This is a genomic window from Microbacterium sp. cx-59 (genome assembly GCF_020805625.1).
GTDB lineage: Bacteria > Actinomycetota > Actinomycetes > Actinomycetales > Microbacteriaceae > Microbacterium.
The window spans coordinates 123,874-139,571 of the sequence record NZ_JAJHGO010000007.1 but is presented as its reverse complement, the minus strand read 5'-3'; the positions used below and the strand labels follow the sequence as shown (position 1 = coordinate 139,571).

15 protein-coding genes are annotated in these 15,698 nt (G+C 71.1%); 3 read left to right on the top strand and 12 right to left on the bottom strand.

Annotation, left to right across the window (positions count from 1 at the left end; all coding sequences use genetic code 11):
* Positions 1–19: 19 nt before the first annotated feature.
* Positions 20–427, bottom strand: a complete 408-nt coding sequence (locus LMI96_RS08155) for a transferase (protein ID WP_223722395.1) — start codon at positions 425–427, stop codon at positions 20–22.
* Between the two features lie 197 nt (positions 428–624).
* On the opposite strand from LMI96_RS08155, the gene LMI96_RS08150 reads away from it, so the two are divergent.
* The gene (locus LMI96_RS08150) at positions 625–1,290 is read left to right on the top strand and encodes a YitT family protein (protein WP_228361108.1); all 666 of its coding nucleotides are present in this window, start codon (positions 625–627) and stop codon (positions 1,288–1,290) included.
* 78 nt (positions 1,291–1,368) lie between these two features.
* On the opposite strand, the gene LMI96_RS08145 is transcribed toward LMI96_RS08150, so the two are convergent.
* The 4 genes from LMI96_RS08145 to LMI96_RS08130 all read right to left on the bottom strand — a co-directional run bounded on the left by LMI96_RS08145 (position 1,369) and on the right by LMI96_RS08130 (position 8,412).
* The gene (locus LMI96_RS08145) at positions 1,369–1,815 is read right to left on the bottom strand and encodes a hypothetical protein (RefSeq protein ID WP_228361107.1); all 447 of its coding nucleotides are present in this window, start codon (positions 1,813–1,815) and stop codon (positions 1,369–1,371) included.
* Positions 1,812–2,621: a DNA-formamidopyrimidine glycosylase family protein gene (locus LMI96_RS08140; protein WP_228361106.1), complete on the bottom strand. Its 810-nt coding sequence runs from the start codon at positions 2,619–2,621 to the stop codon at positions 1,812–1,814. The genes LMI96_RS08145 and LMI96_RS08140 overlap by 4 nt, the downstream gene beginning before the upstream one ends.
* Positions 2,614–7,398, bottom strand: coding sequence for an ATP-dependent helicase (locus LMI96_RS08135; protein WP_228361105.1), 4,785 nt, complete (start codon positions 7,396–7,398; stop codon positions 2,614–2,616). The genes LMI96_RS08140 and LMI96_RS08135 overlap by 8 nt, the downstream gene beginning before the upstream one ends.
* A gap of 90 nt (positions 7,399–7,488) precedes the next feature.
* Entirely contained in the window at positions 7,489–8,412 is a 924-nt protein-coding gene (locus LMI96_RS08130) for an intradiol ring-cleavage dioxygenase (protein ID WP_228361104.1), read from the bottom strand.
* Positions 8,413–8,574: 162 nt separating this feature from the next.
* Here LMI96_RS08130 and LMI96_RS08125 point away from each other — a divergent pair, with 162 nt between their 5' ends.
* The gene (locus LMI96_RS08125) at positions 8,575–8,922 is read left to right on the top strand and encodes a hypothetical protein (RefSeq protein ID WP_228361103.1); all 348 of its coding nucleotides are present in this window, start codon (positions 8,575–8,577) and stop codon (positions 8,920–8,922) included.
* Here LMI96_RS08125 and LMI96_RS08120 read toward each other — a convergent pair.
* The 5 genes from LMI96_RS08120 to LMI96_RS08100 form a co-directional block, all read right to left on the bottom strand.
* Complete coding sequence (locus LMI96_RS08120) at positions 8,856–9,374, bottom strand: twin-arginine translocase TatA/TatE family subunit (protein WP_228361102.1); 519 nt, start codon at positions 9,372–9,374, stop codon at positions 8,856–8,858. The genes LMI96_RS08125 and LMI96_RS08120 overlap by 67 nt on opposite strands.
* Before the next feature lie 11 nt (positions 9,375–9,385).
* On the bottom strand, positions 9,386–10,210 hold the full coding sequence (tatC, locus tag LMI96_RS08115) for a twin-arginine translocase subunit TatC (RefSeq protein WP_308015754.1): 825 nt from the start codon (positions 10,208–10,210) through the stop codon (positions 9,386–9,388).
* Positions 10,207–10,434: a twin-arginine translocase TatA/TatE family subunit gene (locus LMI96_RS08110; protein ID WP_223722403.1), complete on the bottom strand. Its 228-nt coding sequence runs from the start codon at positions 10,432–10,434 to the stop codon at positions 10,207–10,209. Before LMI96_RS08110 ends, tatC begins: the two co-directional genes overlap by 4 nt.
* A gap of 29 nt (positions 10,435–10,463) precedes the next feature.
* Positions 10,464–11,426 (bottom strand): intradiol ring-cleavage dioxygenase, encoded by a 963-nt coding sequence (locus LMI96_RS08105; RefSeq protein ID WP_228361101.1) that lies wholly within the window; start codon positions 11,424–11,426, stop codon positions 10,464–10,466.
* Between the two features lie 88 nt (positions 11,427–11,514).
* A complete protein-coding gene (locus LMI96_RS08100; RefSeq protein WP_374197919.1) occupies positions 11,515–12,219 on the bottom strand; it encodes an alpha/beta hydrolase in 705 nt (234 codons plus the stop codon).
* Between the two features lie 61 nt (positions 12,220–12,280).
* On the opposite strand from LMI96_RS08100, the gene LMI96_RS08095 reads away from it, so the two are divergent.
* Positions 12,281–12,913, top strand: coding sequence for an NUDIX hydrolase family protein (locus LMI96_RS08095; protein WP_223722405.1), 633 nt, complete (start codon positions 12,281–12,283; stop codon positions 12,911–12,913).
* A 22-nt stretch (positions 12,914–12,935) separates the two neighbouring features.
* Here the strand turns inward: LMI96_RS08095 and LMI96_RS08090 are convergent, their stop codons facing one another.
* Both LMI96_RS08090 and LMI96_RS08085 read right to left on the bottom strand, forming a co-directional pair.
* Complete coding sequence (locus LMI96_RS08090) at positions 12,936–14,006, bottom strand: low specificity L-threonine aldolase (RefSeq protein ID WP_228361100.1); 1,071 nt, start codon at positions 14,004–14,006, stop codon at positions 12,936–12,938.
* 132 nt (positions 14,007–14,138) lie between these two features.
* Positions 14,139–15,593: a DUF6421 family protein gene (locus LMI96_RS08085; RefSeq protein ID WP_228361099.1), complete on the bottom strand. Its 1,455-nt coding sequence runs from the start codon at positions 15,591–15,593 to the stop codon at positions 14,139–14,141.
* Between the last annotated feature and the right edge of the window lie 105 nt (positions 15,594–15,698).

Below are 15,698 nucleotides of genomic sequence, written 5' to 3'. Positions count from 1 at the left end.
TACGCGGTCGGGCGCGGTCTCACGCAGCGAGGCGGAGACCCTTGCGGTCGGTGGCGACGCGTTCGCCGTCGGCGATGGTCTGGTCGTCGCCGATCAGCGACCCACCCGCGACACTCGCGCCCTCGCCGATCTGCGTGCGCACACCGATCTGCGCGCCCGGCCCGAGTTGGGCCTTCGCGCCGATGTGCGCGTGCGGTGCGATGTGGGCCTTCGGCCCGATGACGACATCGCTTTCGACCCAGGCGCCACGGCCGACGAAAGCACCCGCGGCGATCTGGACGCCCGGCTCGATGTACGCGCCCGCTTCGACGAACGCGGTCGGGTGCACCTTCGCGCCGTTGGCGACGAGCCCGCGGCCGTTGATGTGCTTGCGGTACCGCAGCATCTCACCGCGGTCGTTCTCGATGTCGATGTAGTTCTTACCCACGATGCCCTCCTCCGGCCCCTGCGGGACCGAGTACATGAGTGAACCGGTCCCGACACGTTTCCATTCCCGTGAGTAATTCGTCACCGGAGGTATTTCGGATTCCACGCGCACGGCGTTTTCCCCTGGTGGGCATGCGGATGCGGTGCGGGCCCGGCGGCACGTGGGTGCGCGCGTCGCGGCGTACGGGGAATGAGACGATGGGTACCGTGACGAACCCCTCCCCGGAGCCGCATCCCGAGACTGCCGCGACCCTCGTTTTCGACGACAAGAGCACGGCGCACAGCATCCCGGAAGACGTGCTCGGGCTGCTCACGGGCACGTTCGTCGCCTCGCTCGGCCTCTACCTGCTGCAGTCGAGCGGCGCGGTCACCGGCGGCACCGCAGGCATCGCCCTGCTCATCGACTACGCGACCGAATGGCCGTTCTGGCTGATCTTCGCGGTCGTCAACCTGCCGTTCGCGGCACTCGCGATCTGGAAGAAGGGCTGGAGCTTCACCCTCCGCACGGCGGTGTCCATCGCGCTCGTCTCCGCGTTCTCGGTGCTGCACCACGCGCTGTTCCGGATCGACGAGCTACAGCCGATCTACGGCACGGTCGCCGGCAACCTGCTCGCGGGCGTCGGGCTCCTCATCCTGTTCCGCCATCGGGCGAGTCTCGGCGGCGTGAACATCATCGCCCTCGTCGTGCAGGAGCGCACCGGCTTCCGCGCCGGGTGGACCCAGCTGACCGTCGACCTCGTGATCATCGTCGCGGCGCTCTTCGTGCTGCCCTGGCCCGCGGTGCTGCTGAGCGCGGCCGGTGCGGTGCTGTTGAACGTGGTGCTCGCGTTGAATCACCGTCCGGGCCGGTACATCGGGCACTGACCGCCGCTCAGGTCCGGGTCTTCTCGCCGGCGCGTCCGACGAAGTGATCCACTGTTCTCACTCTCGGAAGTGCCGCGCTCACGGCAACGTGTAGACGAATATCGATGCGGTCGTGGTGAGAATGAGCCACGTGGCCGTGGGAGCGATCAGGCCCAGAGCGACCCACCACCACAGGCGCGGCGCGCGGCGGCGGCAAGCGAGGTATGCGAACGCACCCGCGACAAGCAGGCACGTTCCGGTCGCGATCACAGCGACGGTGGTCGCCGTCCACTCCGAGTGAACCGTCGTGGTTCCCCCGGCTTCCATGACCCAGGTGCACGAACGCCCGATCGGCCAGGCGGAAACCCGCGAGGAAACGAGGGCGATCTCGGACTGGGCGGCCCCTTCCGGAGCCTCGAAGCCGCACTGGTACGCAGCGCTTCCTCGCGTCTCGACGCATTGGCTGGCGAGTGCGCCGATGAAACCCAGGAGGGCACACCACAGCGCGATACGCAGAACACGGGTCGTTGACCGTGCGTTGCTCATGCGCGAGATTGTGACGTGTCGCGCGCGGGTTGGCAGCGCGGGCACCAGAACACATTGCGCTCCGACGTCGCGTTCGCGCCCAGCGAGGTTTCGCGGATGCGGGTGCCGCACCGGCGGCACGGCTGGCCCGCGCGCCCGTAGACCCAGAACCTGCGGCCCGGGCGGTCCTCGCCCGTGAACGTGCGCGCCGAGCGGTCGCGATTCGCGCGGATCATCCGCACCCCGGTCTCGATGAGTCCGACCGTGTCGACCTCGGATGCGGGCGTCGTGGGCGCGATGCCGCGCACGAACAGCAACTCGTTCGCGTACACGTTGCCGAACCCGGCGACGTTGCGCTGGTCGAGGATCGCGACGTGGGCAGGGCGCTCGTCGCGGGCGAGATGCGCGGCGGCGTCGGCGGCGGATGCGGGAGTCCAGTCGGATCCGAGGGGATCGGGACCGAGGTGGCCGATCAGTTCGTGCTCGCGGTCGGTCGGCACGACATCGATCATGGCGAGATCGAAGCCGACCGCATCCGCGCTGTCGACACCGATGATGGCGCGCGCGGTATGCGCGGGCTTTCGCCAGCGGGCACCGGGCGGGTAGACGTGCCACTCGCCCTCCATCTTCAGATGCGAGTGCAGGGTGAGGCCCCCGATCCGCGCGAGGATGTGCTTGCCGCGGGGGATGACCGCATGGACGGTCTCACCGCGGAGGTCGATCGTCGCGACCTTCGGCACACGCAGGTCGAAGCGGATGACCTCGTGACCGGCGAGAGCCGCATGCAACCGCTGGGCGGCCCGGTAGACGGTGTCGCCCTCAGGCACGCGCGCCGCCCGTGCTCTCGCGCGACGCGCGGGCCGCGTCGCCCGCGGTCCGGCGGCGGAGCGTCATGCCGCGCGGCGATTCGACGAATCCGGCGCTGCGCAGCATCCGCCCCATATCGGCGCCGATCACGAACGCCCCGTTGACCTGCTCGATCGTCAGCGTGTCGAGCGAGCGCGCACGGGCCGTCGCCACGAGGTCTGCGGCGGCAGCGGTCAGCACCTCTTCGTCGTCGCTGAAGGCGAGCGCCGTTTTGCCGCCGCGCTCGAGATACAGCACGAGCGCGCCGTCGACCACGACGACCAGCGCGCCGGCCTTCCGCCCCGGCCGGTGCTTGCTGCCCTCGAGTGCGGGCCACGGAAGCGCTGCCCCGAAGGGGTTGGCCGGGTCGGTCGCGGCGAGGGTGCGCGCTGCGCGCGGCGGAGGATCGGCGACCGCGGCGAACTCTCGCAGCCGGTCGATCGTGGCGGAGGCCGCGAACTGCGCGGCGCCGAGCTTCTCGATCAGGTACCCGCGACGGCAGTGGCCGGCCTCTTCGAAACCCGACAGCATCCGGTACGCCTGCGCGAAGCCGCCCGGCAGACCCTCGCTCTGCACCGAACCGCGGGTCACGACGCCGTAGCGGTCGAGGAGAAGGCTCGCGGCGGCGGTCGCGCGAAGAGTCGGGTCGGACTCGGCAACGGGCAGTGCCGACCAGCGTCCGCCGACCGACGCGGGCCGGGCGGGTGCGGTCGGCCGCGGCAGAGAGGTGCCGCGGAACATCCGCGCGCGCGGGGCCCGACGGGTCACGCGATGCGCCTGCGATCCTCCGGCGAGCAGGCCCCGGACCGGAGCGAAGGTGTCGTTGGTCACCCGGCCCGCCCACGCCAGACGCCAGAGCGCCTCGACCACGGACTGCTCGTTCTCGGCGCCCGCGAGGGTGCGCACCTGCGCCGCGAAGTACGCACCGCCGGCCGCGAGCGCGTCGAGCACCCGCGCATCGAGGGAGTCCGCGGGGATGTCGTCTTCGGGCACCAGAAGCGTGAGCGGTGCGGTGTCGGCCGGATGCAGCGAGATCCAGCCGTCACGACCCGGAAGCGAACCGTGCCCGGCCCACACGACCTCGCCCGTCGCGGTGAGCTCGTCGAGCATCGCGGGGGAGTAATTGCGCACCCGAGAGGGCAGCACGAGGGACTCCCACGCGCTGGCCGGGATGGGCACGCCCGCGAGCTGCTCGATCACGGCCAGCGCGCCATCGATGCCGTCGAGCGGTCGGGTGAGGTGCTGCCAACTGGGCAGGAACCGCGCGAATCCGTCGGGAGGCACGGGCTCGACCGAGCCGCGGATGGCGGCGAGCGACCGCATCCGGAGCCGCCGGAGCACCTCGGTGTCGCACCACTCCGTCTCGTCGGGGCGAAGGGCCCGCGCTTCCGGGAGGAAGAAACCGCTCGTGATGCGGCCGGCACCCTCGAGGCGCTGCAGAGTGTGGCGCGCCACGGCCACCCCGACCCCGAAACGATCGGCGACGGCATCCGCCGTGAAGGGGGCGTGCGTGCGCGCGTACCGGGCGACGAGGTCGCCGAACGGATCCGGGAACGGCTCCAGGAAGGCTTGCGGGAGTCCGACCGGGAGGGCGACCCCGAGCGCATCGCGCAAGCGCCCGGCGTCTTCTATCGCCGCCAGGCGGACGGTGCCTGCGACCGACACGCGGATGGCGCGACGCGCCTGCACGAGCGCCTCCGCGTGCGCGGACGCGACCTCGAGCGGCGCCGGAGAGGAAGCCGGCGGCGTCTCGATGTCGACGTCGCTGTCTGCCGCGGCCTCCGCGGAGACCTCCGCGCGCAGGCGCGCGGCGATCTCGTCGTCGGACAGCGGCCCCAGTATGCGCAGCAGATCGGCGACGCCCTCGACGCCCTTCACCCGGCGGTCGGGGTCGAGGCGTTGCGCCTCGCGTTCGAATTGCTCGATGACGGCGGGGTCGAGCAGCTCCCGCATTTCGATCTTGCCGAGCAGCTCCGACAGCAGCCCCGGGTCGACCGACAGCGCGGCCGCGCGCCGTTCGGCGAGCGGCGAATCGCCCTCGTACATGAACGCGCCTACGTAGCCGAAGAGCAGATCCCGCGCGAAGGGCGAGGGTTGCGAGGTCGTGGTCTCGACGAGCCGGATGCGGCGGTCGGCGATCTGGCGGGCGATCCGGGTGAGCGCGGGCAGGTCGTAGACGTCCTGCAGCACCTCGCGGAGGGTCTCGAGGATGATCGGGAACGTCGGATGCCGCCGCGCGACTTCGAGCAGTTGCGCCGACCGCTGGCGCTGCTGCCAGAGCGGGCTGCGGCGGTTCGGGTTCGTGCGGGGCATCAGCAGCGCGCGCGCTGCGCACTCGCGGAACCGCGACGCGAACAGCGCGGAGCCGCCCACCTCGTCGGTGACGATCTGTTCGAGCTCGTCGGCGTCGAACACGAAGAGTTCGGCCCCCGGGGGCTCGGCCGTCGCATCGGGGATGCGGGCGATGATGCCGTCGTCGCTCGCGACCGCGGAGCCCTCGACTCCGAGGCGTTCGCGGATGCGGGCGTTGACCGCCAGCGCCCACGGCGAATGCACCTGCATGCCGTACGGGGAATGTAGGATGACTCGCCAGTCCCCGACCTCGTCACGGCTTCTCTCGACCGTGAGCTGGCGGTCGCTCGGAACGGAGCCGGTCGCCTCGATCTGCTCGGCGAGGTAGGCGAGCAGATTGTCTTGGGCCCGGTCGTCGAGACCCGCCTCGGTCAGGCGTTGCCGCGCTTTCGCGGGTTCGGCGGCGGCGACCTCGCGCGAGAACTTGCCCAGCGCTTCGCCCAGCTCGGCGGGCCGACCGATGCCGTCGCCGTGCCAGAACGGCACCTTGCCCGGTTGCCCGAACGCGGGCAGCACGTTCACCCGGTCGTGCGTGATCTCCACGATCCGCCAGCTGGTGGTGCCGAGGGTGAAGACATCGTTGACGCGCGACTCGTAGACCATCTCCTCGTCGAGCTCGCCAACGCGGGCGTTCTGCGATTCCCCGGCCACGAAGACCCCGAAGAGGCCGCGGTCGGGGATGGTGCCGCCGCTCGTGACCGCGATCCGCTGGGCGCCGGGACGCCCGGTCAGCGTGCCCTGGTCGCGGTCCCAGACGAGCCGCGGCCGCAGCTCGGCGAACTCGTCGGAGGGGAAGCGTCCGGCCAGCAGATCGAGTGTCGCCTCATACGCCGAGCGGGGGAGCGTCCGGAAGGGCGCGCTGCGGCGCACGGTCTCGAACCAGTCCTCGACCTCGATCGCGCCCAGTGCGCAGGCCGCGACGGTCTGCTGGGCGAGGATGTCGAGGGGATTCTGCGGCACACGAACGGCCTCGATCTGACCCGCCAGCATCCGTTCGGTGACGATCGCCGTGTGCAGCACGTCGCCGCGATGCTTGGGGAAGAGAGCGGCCCGGCTGGTCTCGCCGACCTGGTGCCCGGCGCGTCCGATGCGCTGCAGACCGGACGCGGCAGACGGCGGCGATTCGACCTGGATGACGAGGTCGACGGCGCCCATGTCGATGCCGAGCTCGAGGCTGCTGGTGGCGACGACGCACCGGAGCACGCCGGACTTCAACTCGTCTTCGACGATCGCCCGCTGCTCTTTCGACACCGACCCGTGATGCGCCTTCGCGAGCACGGGATCGGCGCCGGCCGTGGCACCGGCCTGTGACATCTGCGCGGCGGGAACGGTCGCCTCGGGCAGGTCGAGCCCCATCCGTTCGCTGTAGATCTCGTTGAGGCGGGCGGTCAGCCGTTCGGCCAGGCGACGCGAGTTCGAGAACACGATGGTCGAGCGATGCTGCAGGATGCGGTCGACGATCGCTTCTTCGACGTGCGGCCAGAGCGAGCCGGTCATCTCGGTGCTCTCGGGCCGTGGCGCTGCCGGGGCGAACCAGTCGCCGTCGCCGTCATCGTCGCCGGTCGCGGCGGCGGGCCGCGGGGGCGGCGGGGCCTCACCCGGTGCCGGAGGGGGGTTCAGCATGTCGTCGACCGGCACGACGACCGTCAGATCGAATGTCTTCGTCGCCCGCGGGGCCACGATGTCGACCGGCGCCGAGCCGCCCAGGAATCGCGCGACCTCGTCGATCGGCCGGACGGTCGCCGAGAGTCCGATGCGCTGCGCCGGCTTCTCGAGCAGGGCGTCGAGTCGTTCCAGGCTGACGGCGAGGTGTGCGCCGCGTTTGGTGGCGGCGACGGCGTGCACCTCGTCGATGATGACGGTGTGGACCCCCCGGAGCGTCTCTTTCGCCTGACTCGTGAGCATCAGGTACAGCGATTCGGGCGTCGTGATCAGGATGTCGGGCGGGTCGGACACGAGCTTTCGACGCTCGGACGACGGGGTGTCTCCGGAGCGGACGCCCACCGTCACCTGGGGCGCCGGGATCGCGAGCCGTCGCGCGGAGTGCCCGATGCCGACGAGCGGCGAGCGGAGGTTGCGCTCGACGTCGACGCCGAGGGCCTTGAGCGGGGAGATGTAGAGAACGCGGGTGCGCTCGCTGTCGCGTTCGACTTTCGTCGCGGCGCGGCCACGACGCGGGGGCGCGACGGCCGGCTCGGGCTCGGCCTGGCGCTCACGGAACACGCTGTCGATCGCCCAGAGGAACGCCGACAGGGTCTTTCCCGATCCGGTCGGGGCGACGACGAGAGCGTGGCGTCCTTGCGAGATCGCCTGCCAGGCGCCGGCCTGCGCGGGGGTCGGCGCCGAGAAGGCGCTCCGGAACCAGTCCTGCGTGGCAGGAGAGAACCGGTGCAGCACGTCGTCCACTCCACCATCATCCCGGGTGCCTCCGACACCGGGATCGGGATTGCGCTGCGGGCAGACGATCGGATCGGTTCGCCGGGCTGCCGGAACGGATCAGCGCACGGATGTGCGGGTGTCGACGCGGACGCGGAGCGTCGCGGTGTAGCCGGCCGTCGCATCGCCCGTCACGGTCGCCATCTGGAGTGCGCCGCCGTCATCGCGGAACACCATGTCGGAGGACAGCGAGATGTCGTCGAGGTTGCCGCGAGACCCCTCGTAGGCCGGAAGCGCGTACACCGTCTCGCTGATCCCCCGGGGCAGAGCCACCTGCGAGGTCGCGATGACGTTCGCCGTATCGGTGATCCCGTCGACGTCCGGGTACACCTCGAAGTGCACGTGCGGCCAGCGACCCGGGTAGCACCCCGGGAAGACGGTGGTGAACGTCACGGTTCCCGCCGCATCCGCCGTCTGCACGCCGCGTAGGTAGGTGACGTCCTCGAGGCCGTCGGAGTACATCGAGTACCCGCCCTGGGCATCGCAGTGCCAGACATACACCGCGGCGCCCGTGAGGGGGATGTCGCCGTTCGCGGTGTCCAGCAGGACGAGCGACAGGGTCAGCGGAACGCCCGCCGCGAAGGCGTCGCCGTCGATACTCGAGCGGATGTCGGAGCGGACGATGCCGGACTGCTCGAGGATGTCGGGCCCGTTCGACCCATCGCCGGGGAAGGGCCCCGCCGTCTCCTCGGGGATCTCCCCGGCGGGCAGGGCGTCCGTGGTCGGCGACCCCGTGCGGGTCGAGCCGGACGCGCTCGCCGCCGCTGAGCCGGTCGGTGCGGCGGACACGCCGGGTGCACAGGCCGCCAGCGCTGCCGCCCCCACGCCGATGCCGAGCAGGCTCAGCACTCCGCGCCGACTCATCACCGTGCGGATGTCGAAGGGTGCCCCCTGGTCGACGACCTCATCGTCGGCGCGATCGAGCAATCGCCCCTCGTATGCGGGGCCGCGAGGCGTGTGTTCGGGTTCGGGGATGCGGCTCATGGTCGTCTCCGAGGGCTCGGGTCGTGCGGGCGGAGTCCCAGCATTCCTGGCGCAGATTTCCGGCAGCTATGAGCGTGCTGGACGCGCCCCGCACGGTGGGCGGGGCGCGTGCGGACCGCCGAGGGGGTTATGCGCCGCAGGCATCCCCCGTAGCGTGGATGAATGGACAACCGAACGGAAAACCGAAACGTGTCCGGATCGATGGCGCGGCGCGCTGGAGAGATCGCCCTGCTGGTCGTCGTCTCCGCGGCGGTCGGAGTTGTCTTCGGCTTCGTCAGCCAGTCGGCGGTCATCGGCGTGATCGTCGGCGCGGGTGTGGCGATCATCGCGGCCGCGTGGACGTGGCGGGCCCGCCGGTCGGGCGGGTACGACGAAGAGACGCGGGCGACGACGCGACAGGCCGGCGACGAGCGTCGTTCCCACCCCGAGTACGGGCCGCTGAGTCAGCCCGGAACGTTCGGTGTGCGCATCGGCACCGGGGCGGCCGGCAAAGACAACGGGCGCGGCTGATCCGCATCCGGAGCGTCCACCGGAACACGGACGCGCCTCGGGTGAGCCGACGTACCGACCGTCCGGATGCGGTACGCGACGGCGCTGGCGCTGGGGTCCGTCTCGGTCTCGGTCTCGGCCGCGACGGAGCTCGACGTCGGTGCCCGCTCGGCGGGTTCGGCAATCGGCGTCGCGCCCCCGGACGCGGCCGCCGGCACCGGATCGGTGGCGAGGGCGTCGCGCAGGACGCTCCGCGGGTCGAAGCGTCGCGGATCGAGCGCCCGCATCCGCTCCGGGTCCCACCGCACGCCCGTCTCCGTCTCGGCGCGGTGCCGAGCGGTCTCGAGCGCCGACCGCAGAAGGCGGACGGTGTCGGCCAGGCGTCGCGCGTAACCCGGGAGGCGTGCCGGCCCCAGCACGATCACGGCGACGAGCGCCACGAGGATGAGCTTCTCGGTCGTCAATCCGAACACGGTGGCCTCCTTCAGAGGGATGCGGATGCGGCGCGGGCCGCCCGCCGGTCGCGGAGGAACGCGATGCCGAGTGCCCCGCCGAACAGAGCGGTCACGGGGATCGCGACGAAGAACATCGACAGCACGTCGGCCGCCGGAGTCGCCAGTGCGCTGAACAGCACGATCACGACGACGATGATCCGCCAGCGGTGCGCGATGGCCCGGGCGGGCAGGATCCCCGCGAAGTTGAGAGCCACCAGCAGAACGGGCAGCACGAAGGCGATGCCGGTGCACAGCACGATCCTGATCACGAAGTCCACGTAGTACGAGGCCTGCAGAATCGAGCTGTCCTCGGCGGATGCGAATCCGGCGAGGAGTTCGACCATGTGCGGGAAGAGCACGAGCCCCGTGAGGCATCCGGCAGCGAACAGGGGGAGTGCGGCGAACACGAATCCGAAGGTGTACCTCTTCTCCCGGCGCGTGAGACCGGGGGCGAGGTAGGCGAGGATCTCGTACAGCCAGACCGGGCTCGAGAGCGCCGCCCCCGCGACCACCGCGATGCGGATGCGCAGGTCGAACGCCCCGGTGACACTGTCGAAGTTGAGGCTCGCCGCGCGGGATTCGGCAAGCTGATCGATCGGGGCGCGCAGCACGTCGAGGATGCCGTCGGAGGCGACGAACCCCAGGACGACCGCGATCGCGAGCGCCGCCGTTGCGCGGGTCAGTCGGGTGCGTGCTTCACGGGCGTGCGCGGCGAGCGGCATCCGCTCCCCGGCGGTGCGCTCGGTCGCTTCCGTTCCGGCAACGGTCTCCCCGGCAACGGTCCCGGCGGCCCCGGCGACGGCGGCGGGGGTCACGGGGCGAGCCCGGGCGACGGCGTCGTACGGGTGGTCGGCGCGTCTGACGGGTCACCCGCGGGCGAGGCGACGGGCGCGGGTGCGGCGTCGACGGCCTCGGTCTTCAGGATGCGGACCGACTGACCGACGCTCTTCGCGAGGGCGGGGAGCTTCGCCGCGCCGAAGACGAGAAGCACGATGGCGAGGATGATCAGCGCGTGCCATCCGGTGAGATTCTGCAGCACGGGTGGTTTCCTTTCCAGAACGGGTGGGGTCAGCGTCCGCCGCCGCCGGCCGGAGCCGCGGCCTGGGACGGGGTGGTCGTCGTGTCGACGCGGGCGACGAGCGAGACGGCGTAGCCCGTCGTGACGTCGCCCGTGACGGTGGCCAGCTGCAGCGCACCGCCGTCGTCGCCGAAGACGTTGTCGCTGTCGAGCGAGACCTGGGCGAGGTTGCGGCTCGACCCGTCGTACTCCGAGAGCGCGTAGACCGCGTCGCAGGCATCCTGCGGCAGGGCGACCTGGGAGGTCGCGATCGCGTTCGCCGCATCCGTGATCCGGTCGACACTCGGGTACACCTCGAAGTGGATGTGGGGCCAGCGCCCCGAGTAGCAGGCCGGGAAGATCGAGGTGAAGGTCACCGCGCCCGCGGCGTCCGCGACCTGCACACCGCGGAGGTAGGTGACGTCCTCTAGGCCGTCGGAGTACATCGAGTACCCGCCGCCGGCGTCGCAGTGCCACGCGTACACCGCGGCCCCCGTGAACGGAACGTCGCCGCCCGCGGTGTCGAGGATCGTGAGGGTGAGGGTCATCGGCACGCCCGCCGCCGTCGCGCCGCCGTCGATGCTGGAACGGATGTCGCTGCGCACGATGCCGGACTGTTCGAGGACGTCGACACCGTTCGAGCCGTCGGCCGGGTAGGGGCCGGCGGTCTCGTCGGGGATCTCGCCGACGGGGAGCGCGGCCGAGGACGTGGCCGTCGCGGGGGAGGACGGCGTGGCAGTCGTTGTGGCGGTGGATGCGCTCGTGCTGGCGCCGGATGCGGTGGGCGTGCACGCGGCGAGCACGGCGACGCCGGCACCGAGTCCGACGAGGCTGAGGACACCGCGACGACTCATCAGGGTGCGGACGTCGAACGGCGCCCCCTGATCGACGACCTCCTCGTCGGCACGATCGAGCAGGCGGCCCTCGTAGGCGGGGCCCTGCGGGGTCTGTTCGGGAACGGGGATGCGGGTCATGGTGGCCTCCGGGGGAGCGAGTATCTGCGTCGTCTCCTCACCCTGACCGACGGTCTTCGCCGGCCGCCATGCGCTTGCTATGCGCCTCCTATGAGGGATCGCCCTGCGCGTTCGACGGCGGAGTGCCGCCCTCGGCAGGCGGAGCCGCGGCCTGCGCCTGCAGTCGGAGATCGAGGAACTGCCGCACATCCGCCAGTTCCTCGGCCGACACGCTGTGCCCTAAACCGGGGTAGACGCGCCCGCTCAGATCGGCGTGGGTGGGCAGCCATTCGGTCGTGTGGGCGACGAGCGGTGCGGGAATGACGGTGTCGGCCGTGCCCCGCCCCCAGAAGACCGGCGGACGCGTCTGCGCGAGCGCAGCGTCGCCCGGCAGCGCCCCCGGCGTCGCGTAGCCGCTCAGGCCCACGACGAACGCGAAGCGCTCCGGATGCAGACGGAGCGCCTGCAGAGCGACCGCCGCGCCCTGCGAGAACCCGAGCAGACCGATCGTGTCGGCATCCGTGCGCGCGTCGATCCACGCCACCAGGCGCGCGGCCGCATCCGTCGTCGGCTGCGCCGAGCGTCCGTCGAGACCGTCGATCGGGTACCACGAGTACCCCGGCGACGGCCACGGCGGCGCGAGCGGTGCGCGGACCGCGGCGAACGAGAAAGCCGCGGGCAGGTGCGGCACGAGGCCGAACAGGTCGCGCTCGTCCGATCCGTACCCGTGCAGGAGCACGAGAAGAGGTTTGCCCTCACGTGGCCCGTCCGACCAGAGAACGGCGGCGTCGTCGAGGGTGTCTGCGGGGATCACGACATCATCCTGACATCGGGTGGCGACACGGGCGAGCGAGGGGGTGGGGTATACAGGAGACATGCCGGTGCGTACCCCCGATCCCGACCCGAACGAGCCCGAAGACGACGGCGGCGCCGCGCGCGATCCGCTCGGACTCGGTGAGAACGCCGGCGGTTCGCTGCCCGGCAGCGCCTCGAACCCCGCGTGGCTGAGCGATATCGAACTCGCCGAGATGCGTCGGCGATTGCCGATCGTCTACGTCGAGGCGATCCCGGTGCGCACCGACGGCAACGGTGCGGTGACGCAGGTGGGTATTCTGCTGCGCGCCACCCCGCTCGGTGAGATGACGCGATCGATCGTGTCGGGCCGGGTGCGGTACGGCGAGACCATCCGCGACGCGCTGTTCCGGCACCTGGAGAACGATCTCGGTCCGATGGCGTTCCCGCTGCTGCCGCCCTCGCCCACCCCGTTCACGGTCGCGGAGTACTTCCCGATGCCCGGGGTCAGCGCGTTCCACGACGACCGCCAGCACGCGATCTCGCTCGCGTACATCGTGCCGGTCACGGGCACGTGCGAACCGCGCCAGGATGCGCTCGAAGTGACGTGGATGGAGCCGGAGGAGGCCGCATCCGACGCTCTCGCCGCCGAGATGGAGGGCGGTCGCGGCACCCTCGTCCGCCTCGGTCTCGCCTCCGTGGGCGCGCTCCGCTGACCTCGCTCCGACCCGCCGAACGTCAGGGCGTGCGGGTCTCGCGGGCGATCGCGGCGACGAACGCGTCGACGTCCTGCTCGGTCGTGTCGAACGAGCACATCCACCGCACCTCGCGGCGGAGCGCATCCCAGTCGTAGAAACGGAAGCTCTCGCGGAGCCGGTCGGCCACGCCCGCCGGCAGTGTCGCGAAGACCCCGTTCGACTGCGTCGGCTGCGTGAACGTCACGCCCTGCACCGACCCGTCGGCGAGGCCCGCCTCGACCCCCGCGCGGAGGCGCTGCGCCATGGCGTTCGCGTGCCGGGCGTTCTGCCGCCAGAGGTCGCCCTCGAGCAGCGCCACGAGTTGCGCCGAGAGGAAGCGCATCTTCGACGCGAGCTGCATGTTGAGCTTTCGGAGGTAGGTGAGCCCGGTGGATGCCTCCGGGTCGAGCACGACGATCGCCTCGACGCCGAGTGCACCGTTCTTCGTGCCGCCCAGGCTCAGCACGTCGACGCCCGCGTCACGCGTCAAGGCGGCCAGCGGAACGTCGAGCGATGCCGCCGCGTTCGCGATCCGCGCGCCGTCGAGGTGCAGCCGCATCCCGTGTCCGTGCGCGTGGTCGGCGAGGGCGCGGATCTCGTCCGGGGTGTAGACGGTGCCGAGCTCGGTCGACTGCGTGATCGACACGACCAACGGCTGCGCGCGGTGCTCGTCGCCCCATCCCCAGGCCTCGCGGTCGACGAGTTCGGGCGTCAGCTTGCCATTCTCCGACGGCACGGTGAGCAGCTTCATCCCGCCGACCCGCTCGGGCGCGCCGCCCTCGTCCACGTTGATGTGCGCGGTCGCCGCCGCGATCACCGCGCCCCAGCGCGGCAGCATCGACTGGAGACCCGTGACGTTCGCGCCGGTGCCGTTGAAGACGGGGAATGCCTCCGCGCCCGCACCGAAGTGCGCCGTCACGACCTCCTGCAGTCGGGCGGTGTACTCGTCCGCGCCGTATGCGCTCTGGTGTCCGCCGTTCGCGGCCGCGATCGCGGCGAGGACGTCGGGGTGCACGCCCGAGTAGTTGTCGGACGCGAAGCCGCGGAGCGCAGTGTCATGCAGGGTCGTCATGTCTCCAGCCTACGAGCGGCGCCGGGCCGTCGCCGCCGCATCCGCCCGACAGGAAAAATCGCCAGGACAGGACGATCGGGCCTGCATCGTCCTGTCCTGGCGATATCTCCTACGCCGGAGAGGCGGCGGGGCTCAGTCGGCTCCGCGGATGCCGGCGGTCGACGCGATGACGGGGCGCATCTTCTTCTCCAGCGCCTCGAAGAACATCGACAGCGGGAACTCGTCCTCGCGGACCGCGTTCGTGAACCCGGACGGCGGACCGGCGAGCACCTCGTCGGGGAGCCCTCGCGCCCACACCGACGCCGGATGCGGCGTCAGCACCGAGCGCACCAGGTCGTACGCGGCGAGCCAGTGCGCGGTCTTCGGCCGGTCGATCGACTCCCAGTAGAGCCGGTCGATCGCGTCGGCGAGGGCGACGACCGCATCCGGGATCGCCTCCCAGTCGATCGTGAGACGCGTGTCGGTCCAGTGCAGCACGTCGTGGCGGTGCAGCCACGCGAACAGCAGCTGACCGCCGAGCCCGTCGTAGTTGCGCACGCGCGAGCCGGTGATCGCGAAGCGGAAGATGCGGTCGAACACCACCGCGTACTGCACGAGCACCGCGTGCTGGAGCATGTCGTGCTCCACCGCGGTGAGATCGTCGCCGTTATCGACCCGCTCCTGCAGGCGCGTGCGGATGCGGACGCACTCGCGGAACGCCGTCAGGTCGCACCGCAGTTCTTCCAGTGAATAGAGGAAGTACGGCATCCGCTGCTTGATCATGAACGGATCGAACGGCAGGTCACCGCGCATGTGCGTGCGGTCGTGGATGATGTCCCACATCACGAACGTGCGCTCGGTGAGCGCCTGGTCGGTCAGCATCCGCGCGGCGTCGGCCGGCAGATCGAGTTTCGTGATCTCGGATGCGGCCGCCACCACGCGCCGGTACCGCGCGGCTTCGCGGTCCTGGAAGATCGCGCCCCACGTGAAGGTCGGCACCTCGCGCATCGCCACGGTCTCCGGGAACAGCACAGCGGAGTTCGTGTCGTACCCGGGCGTGAAATCGACCAGGCGGAGCGACACGAACAGGCCGTTGGTGTACTCGGTTTCGAGCGCGCCGATGAACTCGGGCCAGATCACTTCGACGAGCACGGCTTCGACGAATCGATTGCTCGAGCCGTTCTGCGTGTACATCGGGAAGACGACCAGGTGACGTAGCCCGTCAACGCGGTGCTGCTGCGGCTGGAAGGCGACGAGAGCGTCGAAGAAGTCGGGAACCCCGAAGCCCTCGGCCGACCAGCGCAGGAGGTCGCCGACCAGTGCGTCGAGGTAGGCGGCATCGTGCGGGAAGCGCGGCGCGAGCGCACGCACCGAGGCGACGAGCGTGTCGACGTGCCGGCGCGCGGCGGGTCCGTCGTGCTCGTCGGGAACCGATCCGTCGGGGGCCTGCAGCTGCTGCAGTGCGACGGCGGCGTCCTTGAGAGCGAGCCAGGCCGGATCGTTCTCCACGTCTGCCGCGAGCGCCGGGATGACCTCGTCCTCGACGACCTCGGGTTCGCCGACGATGGCCTTCTGCTCGTAGGTGGGGAGCGCGGCTTGGGTAGACATGGGAACCTCCGATCTGCGGGGTCGGGCCGGCGGATCCGGCGCGATAAGCGGATGCGGACCAGCGTATCCGCCGCATCCGGGTGACACGGTGCGGGGCGGGGGGGG